This window comes from Paenibacillus sp. NPDC056579 (genome assembly GCF_042793215.1).
In the GTDB taxonomy this organism is placed as follows: Bacteria; Bacillota; Bacilli; order Paenibacillales; family NBRC-103111; genus Paenibacillus_S.
Window position 1 is genome coordinate 222,044 of the sequence record NZ_JBHTVD010000006.1, and the last position, 15,656, is coordinate 237,699.

14 protein-coding genes are annotated in these 15,656 nt (G+C 45.1%); 13 read left to right on the top strand and 1 reads right to left on the bottom strand.

Annotated features, from left to right (window positions below; genetic code table 11):
* The first annotated feature begins 1 nt into the window (after position 1).
* The 6 genes from ACFQ88_RS23280 to ACFQ88_RS23305 all read left to right on the top strand — a co-directional run bounded on the left by ACFQ88_RS23280 (position 2) and on the right by ACFQ88_RS23305 (position 6,817).
* Positions 2-871, top strand: a complete 870-nt coding sequence (locus ACFQ88_RS23280; RefSeq protein ID WP_379457245.1) for a carbohydrate ABC transporter permease — start codon at positions 2-4, stop codon at positions 869-871.
* Positions 872-887: 16 nt separating this feature from the next.
* Positions 888-1,763 carry a carbohydrate ABC transporter permease gene (locus ACFQ88_RS23285; protein ID WP_379457247.1) on the top strand — a complete coding sequence of 292 codons (876 nt, stop codon included), beginning with the start codon at positions 888-890 and terminating at the stop codon, positions 1,761-1,763.
* A gap of 9 nt (positions 1,764-1,772) precedes the next feature.
* Complete coding sequence (locus ACFQ88_RS23290) at positions 1,773-3,236, top strand: sulfatase family protein (RefSeq protein ID WP_379457250.1); 1,464 nt, start codon at positions 1,773-1,775, stop codon at positions 3,234-3,236.
* A gap of 44 nt (positions 3,237-3,280) precedes the next feature.
* Positions 3,281-4,765 (top strand): sulfatase, encoded by a 1,485-nt coding sequence (locus ACFQ88_RS23295; RefSeq protein WP_379457252.1) that lies wholly within the window; start codon positions 3,281-3,283, stop codon positions 4,763-4,765.
* 881 nt (positions 4,766-5,646) lie between these two features.
* Positions 5,647-6,183, top strand: a complete 537-nt coding sequence (locus ACFQ88_RS23300) for a hypothetical protein (protein WP_379457254.1) — start codon at positions 5,647-5,649, stop codon at positions 6,181-6,183.
* Between the two features lie 328 nt (positions 6,184-6,511).
* On the top strand, positions 6,512-6,817 hold the full coding sequence (locus tag ACFQ88_RS23305; protein WP_379457256.1) for a hypothetical protein: 306 nt from the start codon (positions 6,512-6,514) through the stop codon (positions 6,815-6,817).
* 488 nt (positions 6,818-7,305) lie between these two features.
* Here ACFQ88_RS23305 and ACFQ88_RS23310 read toward each other — a convergent pair whose 3' ends face one another.
* Positions 7,306-7,872 (bottom strand): TetR/AcrR family transcriptional regulator, encoded by a 567-nt coding sequence (locus ACFQ88_RS23310; RefSeq protein WP_379457258.1) that lies wholly within the window; start codon positions 7,870-7,872, stop codon positions 7,306-7,308.
* Positions 7,873-8,022: 150 nt separating this feature from the next.
* Here ACFQ88_RS23310 and ACFQ88_RS23315 point away from each other — a divergent pair, with 150 nt between their 5' ends.
* From ACFQ88_RS23315 to ACFQ88_RS23345, 7 genes are all read left to right on the top strand, one after another.
* On the top strand, positions 8,023-8,952 hold the full coding sequence (locus ACFQ88_RS23315) for a ketopantoate reductase family protein (protein WP_239624218.1): 930 nt from the start codon (positions 8,023-8,025) through the stop codon (positions 8,950-8,952).
* A 325-nt stretch (positions 8,953-9,277) separates the two neighbouring features.
* The gene (locus ACFQ88_RS23320; protein ID WP_239624216.1) at positions 9,278-9,556 is read left to right on the top strand and encodes a helix-turn-helix domain-containing protein; all 279 of its coding nucleotides are present in this window, start codon (positions 9,278-9,280) and stop codon (positions 9,554-9,556) included.
* Positions 9,557-10,587: 1,031 nt separating this feature from the next.
* Positions 10,588-11,436: a helix-turn-helix domain-containing protein gene (locus ACFQ88_RS23325; RefSeq protein WP_379457953.1), complete on the top strand. Its 849-nt coding sequence runs from the start codon at positions 10,588-10,590 to the stop codon at positions 11,434-11,436.
* A gap of 96 nt (positions 11,437-11,532) precedes the next feature.
* Positions 11,533-12,405 (top strand): SDR family oxidoreductase, encoded by an 873-nt coding sequence (locus tag ACFQ88_RS23330; protein ID WP_379457261.1) that lies wholly within the window; start codon positions 11,533-11,535, stop codon positions 12,403-12,405.
* Between the two features lie 416 nt (positions 12,406-12,821).
* Positions 12,822-13,343 carry a hypothetical protein gene (locus ACFQ88_RS23335; protein WP_379457263.1) on the top strand — a complete coding sequence of 174 codons (522 nt, stop codon included), beginning with the start codon at positions 12,822-12,824 and terminating at the stop codon, positions 13,341-13,343.
* A gap of 572 nt (positions 13,344-13,915) precedes the next feature.
* The gene (locus ACFQ88_RS23340) at positions 13,916-14,227 is read left to right on the top strand and encodes an ArsR/SmtB family transcription factor (RefSeq protein WP_379457265.1); all 312 of its coding nucleotides are present in this window, start codon (positions 13,916-13,918) and stop codon (positions 14,225-14,227) included.
* 13 nt (positions 14,228-14,240) lie between these two features.
* Positions 14,241-15,653 (top strand): arsenic transporter, encoded by a 1,413-nt coding sequence (locus ACFQ88_RS23345; protein ID WP_379457267.1) that lies wholly within the window; start codon positions 14,241-14,243, stop codon positions 15,651-15,653.
* The last annotated feature ends 3 nt before the right edge of the window (positions 15,654-15,656 follow it).

The window sequence follows — 15,656 nt, forward strand, 5'->3', positions numbered from 1 at the left end:
TATGGCGATTAGACGAAATAACCTACTTCCTTATGTGATGATCTTTCCGAATGTGGCGATTTATTTCGTTTTTATCTTTATTCCAGTAGTGTGGGCGATATATTTGAGCTTCACCAACTATACGATTCTGAATCCGGGCAAATGGGTGGGATTGTCCAATTATGCGGCTCTGCTGAAAGACGGAATCTTCCAGAAGGCATTCTGGAATACGATGATCTTCTGGGTGTTCAAAGTCGTTCCGACAATCCTGCTCGGCCTGGTCATAGCGGTTATGCTGAATGTCAAAATCCGCGGTGTCGCCGTATTCCGGGGAGCCATCTATTTACCGGGAGTGCTGTCATCTGTAGCGATATCGATGGCTTGGCTCTGGCTACTGCATCCCCGCAACGGCCCGATTAACGCGATAGTCAAGCTCCTCGGTTTCGCGCCGCAAAACTGGCTGCAGGACCCTGTGCTAGCACTGCCGGTCGTCATCGCCGTAAGCATCTGGACGAATATCGGCTTCGCGATGATCATTTACTTGGCCGGTTTGCAGGGCATTCCGTCCCATCTGTACGAAGCAGCGGCTATCGACGGGGCGACCGGCATAAAGAAGTTCCTTCATATTACCGTGCCGATGCTGAAGCCGATCACCTTTTTCTTGTTCATTACGCTGACGATTCGCTCCTTTCAAATTTTTGATATTGTTTACATTTTAACGGGGGGCGGACCGCTTAACTCGACGACTACCATAGTCAGCCAAATCGTCAAGACCGCATTCGAGGAGTACAAGATGGGGTACGCCTCGGCGCAGGCCATTGTGCTGCTGTTCATTACGGTCATCGTCACTTTCGTCAATTACCGGTTCGGCTCCAGCCGGAGCATGGACTAATACGAGGGGGAACCAAATGAAGGCTATGAATATACGAATTCCCATCCGCTCCTTGCTCGTAGCGGGCCTAACGATCGCATCCGCCCTGATGATCACACCGCTGTTGATTATGATTTTCACCTCGCTTAAGGGAGATGCGGAGATCGCCAATACGGCTGGGAGCTTGCTTCCGAAGGATTGGAAGTTCGAGAATTATTTGCTAGCCATGCAGTCGGGCAAATGGGGCGTCTATTTCCAAAACTCGATTATCGTTACGGTATGTGCGGTTGGCGGCAGCTTGCTTTTCAATACGCTTTCAGGCTATACGTTCGCCCGAATCGATTTCAAGGGCAGGGAGGTTATCTTTATCGCATTGCTGCTCGGTCTCATGGTCCCTCCGCAAGTCACGATCATTACCCAATTTATCATTCTAAAATCGGTGCCTTTGTTCGGAGGCAATGATTGGTTGGGCAGCGGCGGCCAGGGACTGCTGGATTCCTATTGGGCCTTGATCATTCCGGAGCTCTCGGGATCGTTCGGCATCTTCCTGTCGAGGCAGTTCTACCTCGGTTTCCCGAAAGAAATGGATGAGGCGGCAAGCATCGACGGCTCCGGGATCTTCCGATCGTTTTGGACCATTTATTTACCGCTAAGCGGACCTCTGCTGGCGACATTGGGGATATTGAAAACCGTTCATGTATGGAACGACTTTTTCCATCCGCTAATCTATACTAACAGTGAGATGATGCGAACGATCCAGCTCGGACTCCAAATGTTCCACGGCCAATACGAGATCAAATTCAATCTGCTGATGGCAGCCAGCGTCGTCGTGTCCCTGCCTTTATGTATCGCGTTCTTCGTGTTCCAGCGCTATTTCGTTCAGAGTATGATTTCCACTAGCGTAAAGGGGTGACCGGCTTCAATGGAGAAAAAGCCGCATATTATTCTTATTAATCCCGATCAATGGCGCGGAGACGTTCTCGGGCATATGGGCAATCCGGCGGCGCATACCCCCTTTCTCGACGAATGGGTGACCCGGGATGCGGTATCCGTTGCCGGCGCGTTCTGCCAAAACCCGGTATGCACCCCAAGCCGCTGCTCCTTCATGAGCGGCTGGTACCCGCATGTTCGCGGGCACCGGACGATGTACCACATGATGCAGCCGGGGGAACCCGTCCTGTTGAAGACGCTGAAGGATAACGGCTATTATGTCTGGTGGGGCGGTAAAAACGATCTTGTTCCGGGGGAGAGGGGCTTCGACGCCTACTGCCATGTGAAGCATGAGCCGGAGCGCAAGCCGAAGCCGATGTTCGGCGGAGATCTGCGGCGGGGAGAGCCGGGCAGCGATACTTATTATTCGTTCTATATCGGAAGAATTGAGCTGGCAGAGGGTGAGGAACTGTACTACGATAGCGACTGGGCGAACGTGCTCGGAGCCATTGATTTGCTTCTCAACACGCCCGAAGATCAGCCGCTATGCCTCTACTTGCCGCTCGTGTACCCACATCCCCCTTATGCTGTAGAGGAGCCTTGGCACAGCCTCATTGACCGTACTAAGCTGCCGGCGCGGATTCCGGCCCCAGCGGATTGGACGGGGAAACCCTGCATGATGAAAGGGCTGTATGAGCGGATCGGGATGGAAGGATGGACGGAGGATCGCTGGGACGAGTTGCGCGCCACCTATTACGGGATGTGCTCCCGGGTGGACTATCAGATTTCCTTGATAGTCGAGGCGCTCAAGGAGACGGGACGATACGAGGACACAGCCTTATTTGTCTTCTCCGACCACGGCGATTTTTGCGGCGATTACGGCCTCGTTGAGAAGGCGCAGAACGTTTTCACTGACAGCTTGACCCGCGTGCCGTTGATCATCAAGCCGCCGTCTTCAACGGCTGTCAAGCCGCGTGTCAGTCCGGCTATGGCGGAGCTGATCGATTTACCCGCTACCGTGTTCGAGTTGACCGGCATTGAGCCGGGCTATACACACTTCGGGCGCTCATTGTTGCCAGTGGTAGCTGGGGAGACCGACGAGCACCGGGATGTGGTGTTCTGCGAAGGTGGGAGGCGGCTTGGCGAGATTCACTGCAACGAATCCTCTATGGCTAATAGCCAACCGGAATCGCTGTACTATCCGCGGGGCTGCATGCAGCGAAGCGAGGATGGCGAGCATACGAAAGCGGTCATGATTCGGAGCCGGAGGTATAAATATGTGAGGCGGCTATACGAGCAAGATGAACTGTACGATCTGCAGGAGGACCCGGGCGAAACTGTAAACCGAATCAACGACGACGGGTTGGCTAGCGTTCTGGCCGAGCTGAAGGAGCGGCTGCTAACATTTTTCCTGGATACGGCCGATGCCGTGCCGCACGAACGCAATGCACGATAGGAACGTTTTAGGGACGATAAGGAAAATAGGGAGGATGATCCAAGATGAAAGCGATTATGGTTATGTTCGATACGTTAAACCGGCATTGGCTGCCCCCATACGGCTGCAACTGGGTGCATGCTCCGAACTTCGCACGGCTGGCCGAGCGGACTGTGGTCTTCGACAACTGCTACGTGGGCAGTATGCCGTGCATGCCGGCGCGCAGAGAGCTTCATACAGGAAGATACAACTTCCTGCATCGCAGTTGGGGGCCGTTGGAGCCGTTCGACGACTCCATGCCGGAGCTTCTGCGCAAGCAGGGCGTATACACGCATCTGGTGACCGATCACCAGCATTATTGGGAAGACGGCGGCGCGACCTACCATAACCGGTACAGCTCGTACGATTTGATCCGTGGACAGGAAGGGGATCTATGGAAAGGGCATGTGCGCGGTCCGGAGCTTCCCGAGGCGGTCGGCAGAAGTCTGGCTGCGGGAATGTACCGGCAGGACCAGATCAACCGCGAGTACATACGCCGCGACCAAGAGGAGGAATTCCCGCAGGCGCAGACATTCACCAGCGGGCTGGAATTTATTCGGCACAACAGCGGTGAGGATAGCTGGTTCCTTCAGCTGGAGACGTTCGATCCGCATGAGCCGTTCTATGCTCCGCAGAAGTACCGTGACTTGTATCCGCATGATTACGACGGTAAGCCGTTCGATTGGCCGCCTTATGGCGCTGTGAGCCAAACGAAGGAGGAGATCGCGCACCTGCGGTTCGAATACGCCGCTCTGCTGAGTATGTGCGATGCGTATCTCGGCAAAATCCTTGACACGATGGATGAACTCGATCTGTGGAAGGATACCATGCTGATTGTCAATACGGACCACGGCTTCTTGCTCGGAGAGCATGACCAGTGGGCGAAGTGCGTGCAGCCCTTCTATAATGAGGTGGCTCACACGCCGCTGTTTATTTGGGACCCGCGCAGTCAAGTGAGGGGAGAGCGCCGCAGCTCTCTCGTGCAAATGATCGATATAGCGCCGACGCTGCTGGAATATTTCGGGCTGGATATTCCACCGGACATGACCGGCCAGCCGCTGGGAGAGACTATCACCACCGACCTGCCCGTGCGCGACGTCGCCCTGTTCGGCATTCACGGCGGCCATGTCAACTGCACCGACGGCAGGTACGTGTATATGCTCGGACCTGCTGGGGAGATCAACGGACCTCTCTATAATTACACGCTGATGCCGACGCATATGAGAAGCCGTTTTGCGGTTGCGGAATTGACCGACGCTGAGCTTGTGGAGCCCTTTGCATTTACCAAGGGGCTACGGACTCTGAAGGTTCATGGCTCCGGAGCGCACAGAGGGATTGATCTCCGAACGCGGTTGTTTGATCTGGAGAAGGACCTGGAGCAGCAAGCGCCGTTCCGCGATGCGGAAACCGAGGCCAGGCTTCAGGCGGCCATGGTGCACATCATGCGTGAGCATGACGCGCCACCGGAGCAGTACGTGAGGCTCGGGTTGACCCAAAGTCTAAGTTCTTAAGCTTAAGCGAGCCGCCTATAGAGCGTTAAATCTCGGATGACTAGAACTTGATTACATTACAAGCCGCTTAAAACGCGGCTTATTTTATTTATAAAAGGCCGAGGTGGTTATTATGGTACTTCCCTAAATGGAGTTGCGGATCATTTTTATGGACGTAATGGGGCAGAACCTCCATTTAATCTGCACTTTATTAATGGAAGTCTGAATAAGTTAATGAGTGGGTATGAACATGGCGCAGATGATCTGTTAATATTACAACTAATTAGAGAGTTGTTAATCTCAAACCAAGTGTCATTAATTGAATAAAACATCAAAACGAATAGACCACAATGCGACTAACCATCGTGTTGTGGTTTTCTTTTTATTTTCTTGCCCTTTTTACGATAAAGTTAGGACGAAATTATCCGATACATATGTCGCGGCAAATCTAAAATTATTTTCTAAAACCATCATAAAAGAAAGCGAATTTCATAGAAATATAACCTTATTCAGTAGGTTTTAGCGCCCGCTTAACAGTGGTCGTTACGAAAACAAAGCCTAAAGCCGATAAAAGATAAGTACAATCATAAATACTAGGAGGAGCTATGAAAAGTAGAACCATCGATGATTTAATGAACAAGTATAGGGAGCTCTCAACATATGAGGTTATCATAAAGGCAAGCAGATCTCATTTTTACTTCTCGGCATCAATAATTTCCCTGTTATGGAGTTATATTTTTTTTCTATTATCACTCACTAAAGATTATCCAATCCAAATAATAATCGCAGTCGAATCATTCTTCGTTCTAGTAGCCGCCGTAACTCATGTAATATGCGTTTTTAGGTGCAATCGATATGTGAAATGTTGCAGTATCTTTAGTGCGTATAAGACACTATTTAAAATGAGTAGTTTTTTTTATTCATACGAAAGCTTTTTAAACGATTATCGTTATGATCAATTGAAAACTTATATGAAGCGTTGTAAGATCGCTTGTCCTGAGAAAATAGATCAAGCTATTACTATTATTGAAGCAGAAGAAGCAAAAAGAATACAATCAAACTGGAAACCAGTTGCTATCGTTGGATTCATACTTTTTCCAATTGTAGGCGAGTATGTAGGATTTCGCTATAATGTTGTAATTCAAAAAAATGTACTTGAACTTGATCAACAAACGGAAAATTTTGATCATGAACCTTTTAATGAAACGGTAGAGTATACAAAGATTAGACGTGATTTGGTATCAAATTGGCATAATAGTACTCAAGATGATGGTTTAACATTATTATTATTTGATCTTGCTCCCTTATTGATTTCCATAGCACTTTTTGTATGGGTTATTTCTGTGATGCTAGAGAAATTGTTCCTTAGAAGTAGTTATGAGCGTAGTAAGCTCATTAAACTATTGAGAATTATGAGACTTAATCAACGTAAGCCATGATTTGTGAAATGTAATGCCGGCTTCAGCTTTTTTTCTTTTTAACTTCACGATTTCAATGGTGTCGGAGGATGCTGAAGTCGAAACAGTGTGGGTTCTCGGAGAGAATTTATATTTTAACATGTGCAAGTCTCGAAGAAGTTGAAGATTGGATTCAGTCTTTTAAGACCGTCCGATATTAATATAGGCAGCTGTTGCCCCATCGTTACTCCTAGGATACCAAGTATATTCAATTTGGTGGGATTAATCTATGATCTTAAGTTAACGAGGAACGGTAGTTCAAATAAGGGAGCAGATGCCCGAGTAGCAGCAGCTTATATTAGGGGATATCATGGAAAAAGACTTAGTAAAATATCTAGGGAATTTACTTTTACATGAAAATGAAGGGTTGCTTATAAAGTTACGGATGGGCGATGGTCTTGATAAAGGTAGAGTTTCTGAAATTTGTGCTGTATTAAATCAAATAGCTATCCAGTGGAAGCACGATGATAGAATACCAAAAGAAGCAGTTGATTACTTTATTAATATAGATCCAGTTATGAATGCAGTATTGAATTATTATTCAGCGGAACATCAAGAAGATATTTTAGCTGCGCTCGATACAATAATGGAATGTATTAGACAATGCATAGAATAACTGCTTTGTTAAACTAACGGCACAAGTTAGTTCAATAAGAGCACTGCGGGCAGCCGGCCTGAAAGATCGGCTGCTTTTTCTTTGAACTAAAGAAAAGGAGGGAGTGTTACAGGAGTTGCGCATCTATACGATTCATCCGGGAAGAATTTGGACTCGGAATGGATCGAAGTGAAACGTATTTCAGAGGAAAACGGCCCGATTGTTGATAAAGTTGAAGAAATTTCATGAAATGTGCCTACTTTTTTACGCGATAGATGTTTCACGGCAATGTCCGATAAAGTAATAAATTAATAATTGTCGACTACCAATTGTATAAATGAAATCAATTAGTTGATAATGATATAATGTGACACATTATATGCAAAACCTTGGTGCATAAGGGATTTCACCGATATCTCATTTGTACTTAGCTTTGACAAACCGTAAACATCAGCACGACATAAACATTATCCTTTTGATAGCCACAAAAATTGCGGTCTGACTTACGTTTAACCCTCACCTTTGATTAAGATATGATACGGTTTTATCCCATTTGCAAATAGGCTATCGATCAGCTTGACCAATTCTTCGGACGATAAATCTTTGCCGTTGCGTATCCAAAGGCGAAACAAAGATAGTAATGTTGATATGTAAAACTCGATCAGGTATGGCGCAAAGATATCATTTGTTGGAAGATTCACAATCAATCTCTCAAAGGGAATTTCTCTTTTCAGGCGTTCAACAAAATGAACAGAACCATAGTCGCCCAGGAGGGCTTTTAGGACAGAAATATCTTCTGTACTTTCCAAGCATTGAAGCGCATCTTGGAAAGTATGCGTAGAAAGCTCCCTGCTTGCCATTTCCTCGTTAATGGATTTCAAAACCTTCTCTTCAACGTAGTTCAGCAACTCATAAATATCTGTAAAGTATTGATAAAATGTACTGCGGTTATATCCTGACTTGTTGGCAATCTCTTGAATAGATATTTTTTCAATTGGCTTTTGGCTATATAAATCACAGAACACATTTATAAAGGTCTGCCTGGTTTTGTCTGTAATTTCAGGTTGCTTGTTCATGATTTGCCTCCATTTCCGGTTCAATAGATGATCCGACAGATATTGAAAATTTGATGGTTGATGACTGTATGGTGAATCCATACAATATTATTATACAACACGTTGTTTGATCATCAATAACGGATTATCAACTCTTTGGGGGAGTCTAACATGAAAATTTTATTCTTCGGTAGAGGTGTAATATCGACCCAATATGCGTGGGCTTTCGAACAGGCAGGTCATACAGTTGAGTTTTACGTTAGAAAGGGGAGGAAAGAAACCTTCGGAAGCAGTATAGAGCTTGAAATGTGGGACGCACGAAAAGGGAAAAAGCTAATAAAAGAAAGCTGGAACGTCAAACTGCATGAGGAGATCCTTCCAAATTATGATCTCATTATTGTGAGCGTCAACACGGAACAACTTCCAGAAGTAGCACAATTCCTATCAACAGCTGCAGGAAATATCCCTGTCCTCCTATTCAATAACATTTGGCAAGATCTGAAGTCGTCTATCGCGCCATTGTCAATGAACAATGTTGTCTTTGGCTTCCCTGGAGCAGGGGGCGGCATCGCGGACAATAGGCTGAGAGGCGGCTTTTTGAAAATGATATTTCTTGAAAAACCACGGGCCGGCACTGAGCATAATAACCAATTGGTCAAGGAATGTTTTGAAAGTGCCCATTTTAAAATTAGCTGGGTAAAGGATATGCAAAACTGGCTATGGAATCATTTTGCCATGAATGCAGCTATGGAAGCCGAGGTGTTAAAACGGGGAAGTTTTCCAGCGCTCATGAACTATAGTGACTCATTTTCTAATGTTGGGTTGAATATGAGGGAAATGATTCCTGTACTTAAAGCAAGAGGTGCAAAGCTTGATACCATTTCTCTCCTGTTGACTAAAATTCCACCGGGACTACTCGGCACACTTTTTAACAAGGTTATTTTTGCAAAAGGCAGCTTACCGCGGCTTTTTGTGGAATACAACAATAGTAAAGCAGGTTTTGCGGTACTTGAAGTTGTGAGAGAAGCAAAAAAGGCAGGCATCCCTTTGCCGCGTCTTTCGATGGCATTTGAAAATACTGAATATGCAAAAGAAATATAAAGAAGCCTTCGATGGTTGCATTCTGTCGATGCGACGGGCGGCTTTTTCATTCAGGCTGGCAGTGAGGACGGGAAACGAGGGGTAACGCTATTTCAAAAAAAATTGTCTGATGCCGTTGCTTCAATTGAAAACGTATGAGGCTGGACGCCGTCCCGTTGCCCTAATGGATGAACTCCCAGTATTCAGTTCGATCCGGATTACCGCTCATTATCACAAATAAAAAATGTAAGTCTATATAGACTGAACTAAAGTACTTCTTAGCATTTTACCAACCACGCCGAAAACGGGTAAAAGATGAAATAAAACCCAAAAGGACGTGATGGTGATGCAAACTCAAACGCAAGAAATAGATTTGTTGAAGTCGGCCATGCGCCAGGCTTCCGATAAAAGAATGTACGAACGGTATCTAGCCGTCCTACATCATCTGGAGGGCCAAACCACCCGCGAGATCGCCAGAATGATTAAAAGGACAGAGAAAACGACCAGCGCCTACATTCACCACTATCGCGAAGGCGGTCTGGTGTCAGCGCTCACGTACTTTGTCGGTGTCGTAATCACCGTCATTGACGTGAGCGCTTGTGCGTCAGGCACGCCAGCAGCTTGAGAAGTCTAACGCCAATCAAATTTGGGGGCGAAAACCGGCGGTTAGCCCGCCGTTCCTCGTTGCCATGTCCCCCAGGACGTGGCCAATATGCGCTTCTTCTATAACTTCCGCGTTCGTATCCGCTGCTTCAAACAGCGCCTGGCTGCATATCTGGTTCCGTTTTTGTTACGCTGGCGTTTGCGCCTCATGGGTTGTCCTTTAGAACTTATTATTTTGGTGATCGAAAAAACACATCATATAATGTGTAACAATATACATAAACACTTGGGAGTTTACGAACAAACTATTTTCCCGCATTATGGCACACCAACTAAATTTCAACACGAGAAGTCGCATGGAAAGGTTGACATATTCCAAAACAACAAAAGGGGAAGTTCGTGTCAATGTACAGTAATGGTCACTGACACCGCTTTTAAAATACATACAATGACAGCATGTTTTTACAGTAGAAAAGCTGGCAATCCTTAGTAAAGGAGAACTTGCCTCATAACGAATTTACTGTCCCTCGCCCCTGTGTTAGAGAGACTTACTCTAATCGGAAACAGGAGACTTATCAATAGCTACTCGAACCCACCGCGGGTGTTTTTGAAGTATAAGTTAAGTGCGGAACCGGTACAAATTCTTGTAATCCGACAAAGCGCTACCTATACATAATGTAAATGCTTTTTGGGGATTGGTTATTTCGGCCTTAATCATATTGATACTCTTTTATGTTTAGATAGGTGCGATCAGGAAAATCCCTGATCGTTTTTCTTTGTGATTGGGGCAAGTGATAAAATCAACAAGGATAATAAACAGATTGATTGTGACACAAACCATATAGATTTGTATGGGGAAAGGCTTAATCGAGATTTCTAGACAGATTTTGTGCATTAGTGTGATAAAGCAATCGGTACTCGTTATGGTTCTCTTTTGTGGAAACGGACATTCAACAGAGATTATAATAATCATGAATAGAGTGCTTTTGGTCTATTTGGTTAAGAGACGATATGTATCTTCCATATGAGTAAAAAGAGGTGACCCACTTGAAAATGAATCGTTCCTCATCCGCATTGGGTGACTTCCTTAAATCGCGCAGAGAACGGTTACAGCCTTCAGATGCCGGGATTCAGCCGCTGCCCGGACGAAGACGCACTCCGGGGCTTCGAAGAGAAGAAGTTTCTTTTCTTGCCCATATAAGCGTGACTTACTATACCTGGCTGGAACAAGGCAAGGAGGTTAATCCTTCGCCGGAAGTGCTGCTAAGTATCAGCAAAGCGCTTCAGCTTGACGAAGACGAGCAGAAGCATCTGTTCGATCTGGCCAATGTAGATGTGGCGAGCGTCGTCACAGTACCAAATAACGGTGGGCCGGATACGGGAGTTCTGCAGAAAATCGTAGATCAACTGCATTATCCTTCTTTTATCACAGACGAAGGTACGGATATTATCGCCTGGAATCGGGCGGCAGAACTGATCGTAGCCGATTTCGGCAGTCTGCCGGACAACGAACGGAATATGATGAACATTATGTTTTTAAGACCGGATTACCGCAACAGACTGGTGAATTGGGAAGGCTCTGCCCGTTACTCTGTAGCCGTTCTGCGGGCAGGCTTCGATCTTTACAAGAACAACCCGTTATATATGGAACGGTTTGAACGCTTGAGGCGGGAAAGCGTGGAGTTCGTACATTTCTGGGAGCTATATGAAATCAAGCAAAAACGCGTAGCCACTGCTTTATTCCGTGTTCCTGACGCACAGGAGATGGAGTTCGAGCTCCATTCCGCGGCTGTAATCGATAATGACCCGGGACTGCACTGGTGTTTCTTTGTTCCGGTGCCTGGTTCAGGTACGGAGGAGAAATTATTACGTTTAATTGAGCAGGACAGGCAGCTGCCGTAGACTGTTACTCCCGTTAATAGAATAGACGTGCTGTGGCTAGCTCCCTCTAGTTGTTTGTATGATTAAGTGGATGACAACGAATGGAGGGTGTTTAGCATGCAAACTTGGTTCATTACAGGAGCATCAGGAGGCTTGGCTTCACGTATAACTCACCAGTTGCTTGATAGAGGGGACCGTGTAGCCGCAACGGTACGCAAGCCGGGGGTGCTGGATGATCTGCAGGCACAGTATGGCTCACAACTTTGGCAGGCTAATTTAGATCTGACAAACTCTCAGCAAATTGCTGAAGTGGTGGAACGTGCATTTTTAGAACTGGGCACGATCGATGTGTTTGTCAATAATGCAGCCTATGGCTTGTATGGCGCAGTGGAAGAAGCAAGCGACAGGCAAATTGAGCATCAGTTTATGACCAATGTGCTTGGCTCCCTACGTACAGCGCGTGCAGTCCTGCCCTTTTTCCGTAATCAGGGCGGCGGTCACATGGTACAGATTTCGAGCATGGCGGGTCATTATTCTATTCCGGGTATGGGATTGTATTGCTCTTCGAAATGGGCGGTCGAAGGAGCCTTTGAAGCGCTAGCTAAGGAAGTGGCTCCGTTCAATATTAAGACCACTATGGTGGAGCCCGGCGGAATCCGAACGAATTTCATTACAAGCAACGCCGTATTCGGCGAGCGGATGGACGAATACCGGGATACGGAGGCGGGCCAGTTCGTTAGCTTGATGAAGGGAGAACTTCCCGGTATAGATATGAGCATGTTCAATCAAATGGTTGTCGGCGATCCGGATAAAATGGCGCAGCAGATTATCCGTCGTGTCGACCAGGGAGAAGGTCCGATACGTATGGCGTTGGGCAGTGACGCCTATGAGCAAATCCGTGCAGCCCTGCTGGACAGACTGGCCGCTCTGGAAGTACAGAAAGAGCTGGCATACTCCACTGATTCGGATGAAGTGGTAAAACAATTTTAAAGTACACCAAAGGATTTCGACATCCACGAACTGATATGCTCCTCTGCAAGTAGCCGGTTCATTTATTAAACCTGTTTACTTAAAGGGGAGCACCTTTTTCTTCAGCCAACCACTTCCAAGCGCTTGCCTTGTTGCCCGCGGGCAAAAATACGAGAAGTTTAACAGATCGCGCCAGAGATCCAAAAAAACCAAAAGACCAAGGTCAATGGTTAAACAATCAGGATGCTGCTTTATTAATTCATTCACAAGGAAAATTAACCGAAGTCACTACTATATCAATACCATCGGGGCTTGGACAAGTTATTACACCTTCAGGTGAAATACTGCCTGCAACTAGAGCTATACTTGTTCCTTCAGCAACTGGAGTTAGATCTGCTTATCCTATTCGATAATCCATAGAAAAGGAAATTAAAAATATGTTTACAATCGATCTTACACTAACTAAGCCAATTAATGATATCTCTGTTCAACCGTATTTAGAACCTAAATACGATGAAGAATTAGAAGATGGTAGGGCAGTAATTGTTGATATATGCCGTATTATCGCAAAAACAAATGCTGTTATTTTTAACGTTTCTGGTTTTGGTCAGGAAGAATGGCCAGTAGATTGTATAGTTGACCTTCCTTTAGTTATTGAGCAATTGCCAGAAATCTTAATTAATATTAATCAAGATTGTTTTGAATTTGAAATTGATTTTTATGAGCAAGGAGTTGAGCGCACAATAGAATTTAGTGAATTAAATAATCATAAAGGCAAAGTCCAACTACTTTGTAAGAGCAGAACAGATTGGCTTCCCAATCCAGAAATACTTGAAATAGATAGGGAAATAATCCGAGAGCAAATAAAAAAACTGCACGAAGTATTCTTAGAATTAGGGATGAGACTATGTCCCAATTTGATTAAAAATCCACTCTTTATTGAGTGGATGAAAGGTTAAGATGTATTTCTTATCCACAATGCGACTAACCCTCGTGTTGTGGTTTCTTTTTGCCCTAATTTTCTCTGCCTATGGGCTTGAGACATCAGATAAAATTACTCGGAGCGTGTGCGCGGCGGGAAAGATTCATGTGGTTCACTTATTTTAATACTACACGGAACAACAGGGATAATTACATTCAATACATCTGTACAAAATACTATGTAATTTGCATTTACAAAAAACTATTAGGACACTTGATAGATCAAGTGTCTTTTGGATTGTGACACAAACCAAGGACCTAGAGAATATTGGCGGTACTCTGTATTTCAGGAGCAAAAAGATTGACATACCAGCCAATTCCACTCCCAGAAAAGTTAGCAAGCCCCCAACCGTATCTGCTCAACATTCCTTATTGCTAATTTCACATTTTTGCATTTATAAAGGAAATTTACAAACTCTTAATATATAACAACTTGATTATATAAGCAAATGCGTATATATTTATGAGCAAGATTACAATGAATCAGAGTTTAGCTAGAATATGTTGTTTTCTGCGGCTAAGCGATTTAATTTAAAAAGGAGGTACGACCATGGAACAAATCAACGAAATAGCTGAAAACCTAAAACTACTCGGAGACAAAACCCGTCTCACGATGTTGGCCTATATAAAGGAGCGGCCGCTTTGTGTTTGCGACATTGTTGAGCTTATGGAAACCTCGCAGCCCAACATAAGTCAGCATTTACGCAAGCTAAAGTCAGCTGGGATTGTGAATGAAACAAGAAAGGGTCAATGGATCTACTATTCGTTGAACATTGATGACAAACCCTATATTCAAGAAATATTGGATCGTATTCCATCGTTAAAAGAAAAAATTGATCTAATAAAAAATGAATGCGATTAGCTTGGAGGAAACTATGGCTATCACAGCTTTTCTTATTTTTCTAGTCACCTTAACCTTTGTAATATGGCAGCCAAAAGGCTTAAATATCGGATGGTCAGCAAGTGCAGGAGCAATCCTTGCTTTGCTTTTTGGTGTAGTTAGCTTCGCTGATGTAGGTACCGTTACCGGCATCGTATGGAATGCAACATTGGCGTTTGTAGCCATTATTCTAATCTCACTTGTCCTTGATGAAATCGGATTTTTTGAGTGGGCTGCTCTACATATGGCGCGGCTTGCACGTGGTAACGGTTTACTTATGTTTGTGTTTATTATCCTCTTAGGATCAGCAGTTGCGGCCCTATTTGCAAATGATGGTGCGGCATTGATTATTACACCCATTGTTCTCGCTATGGTCCGGGCTCTAAAATTTGATGAAAAGATGATCCTGCCGTTTATTATGGCGAGCGGATTCATTGCTGATACAGCTTCTCTACCGCTAGTTGTGAGCAATTTAGTCAATATTGTATCTGCTGATTATTTTAATATTGGCTTTGTGGAATACGCTAGCCGAATGATCATTCCGAATTTCTTTTCCATCATTGCCAGTCTTATTGTGTTATATCTATATTTCCGAAAAAGAATCCCGACCAGCTATAATTTGTCCCAATTAAAAAAGCCGAAGGAAGCCATTAAGGATATGCGGCTGTTTAAACTATCTTGGATCATTTTGGCTGCATTACTGATTGCCTATTTCATTAGCGAACTGCTCTCGATTCCCGTATCTATTATTGCTGGGGTTGCGGCTATAGCGTTTTTGTTCGCCGCGAGAAAGAGCCCTGCAATCCATACTTGGAAGCTGGTGAAGGGCGCCCCCTGGGCTGTTGTCATTTTCTCCATCGGTATGTATGTAGTCGTTTATGGATTGCGAAATGCCGGTCTTACGGATACGCTAGGTAGCGTTATTCAAACGGTCGCAGACAAAGGTCTGTTCGCTGCAACGGTTGGCATGGGCTTTATCGCAGCGATCCTATCGTCCATTATGAATAACATGCCGACAGTAATGATTGACGCTCTGGCAATCCAGGGAACGGAAACTAATGGATTCATTCGTGAAGCACTAATTTATGCGAATGTCATTGGTTCAGATTTGGGTCCGAAAATAACCCCGATCGGTTCTTTGGCCACACTGCTTTGGCTTCATGTGCTCTCTACGAAGAGCGTGAAAATTAGCTGGGGATATTATTTTAAAGTTGGTATCTTGTTAACCATCCCTACACTGTTCATTACGTTAACTGGTCTTTATCTGTGGCTGTATGTTCTCCAAACGCTGCAACCAAATGTATGGCTCTGTATTGCCGGGATTGTGATTGTCATCGCGGTTATCACATGGATCATATGGTCAGTTTTAAGAAGCAAACAAGCCAGAAGAGAACACCAAGGTGCGTAAAAA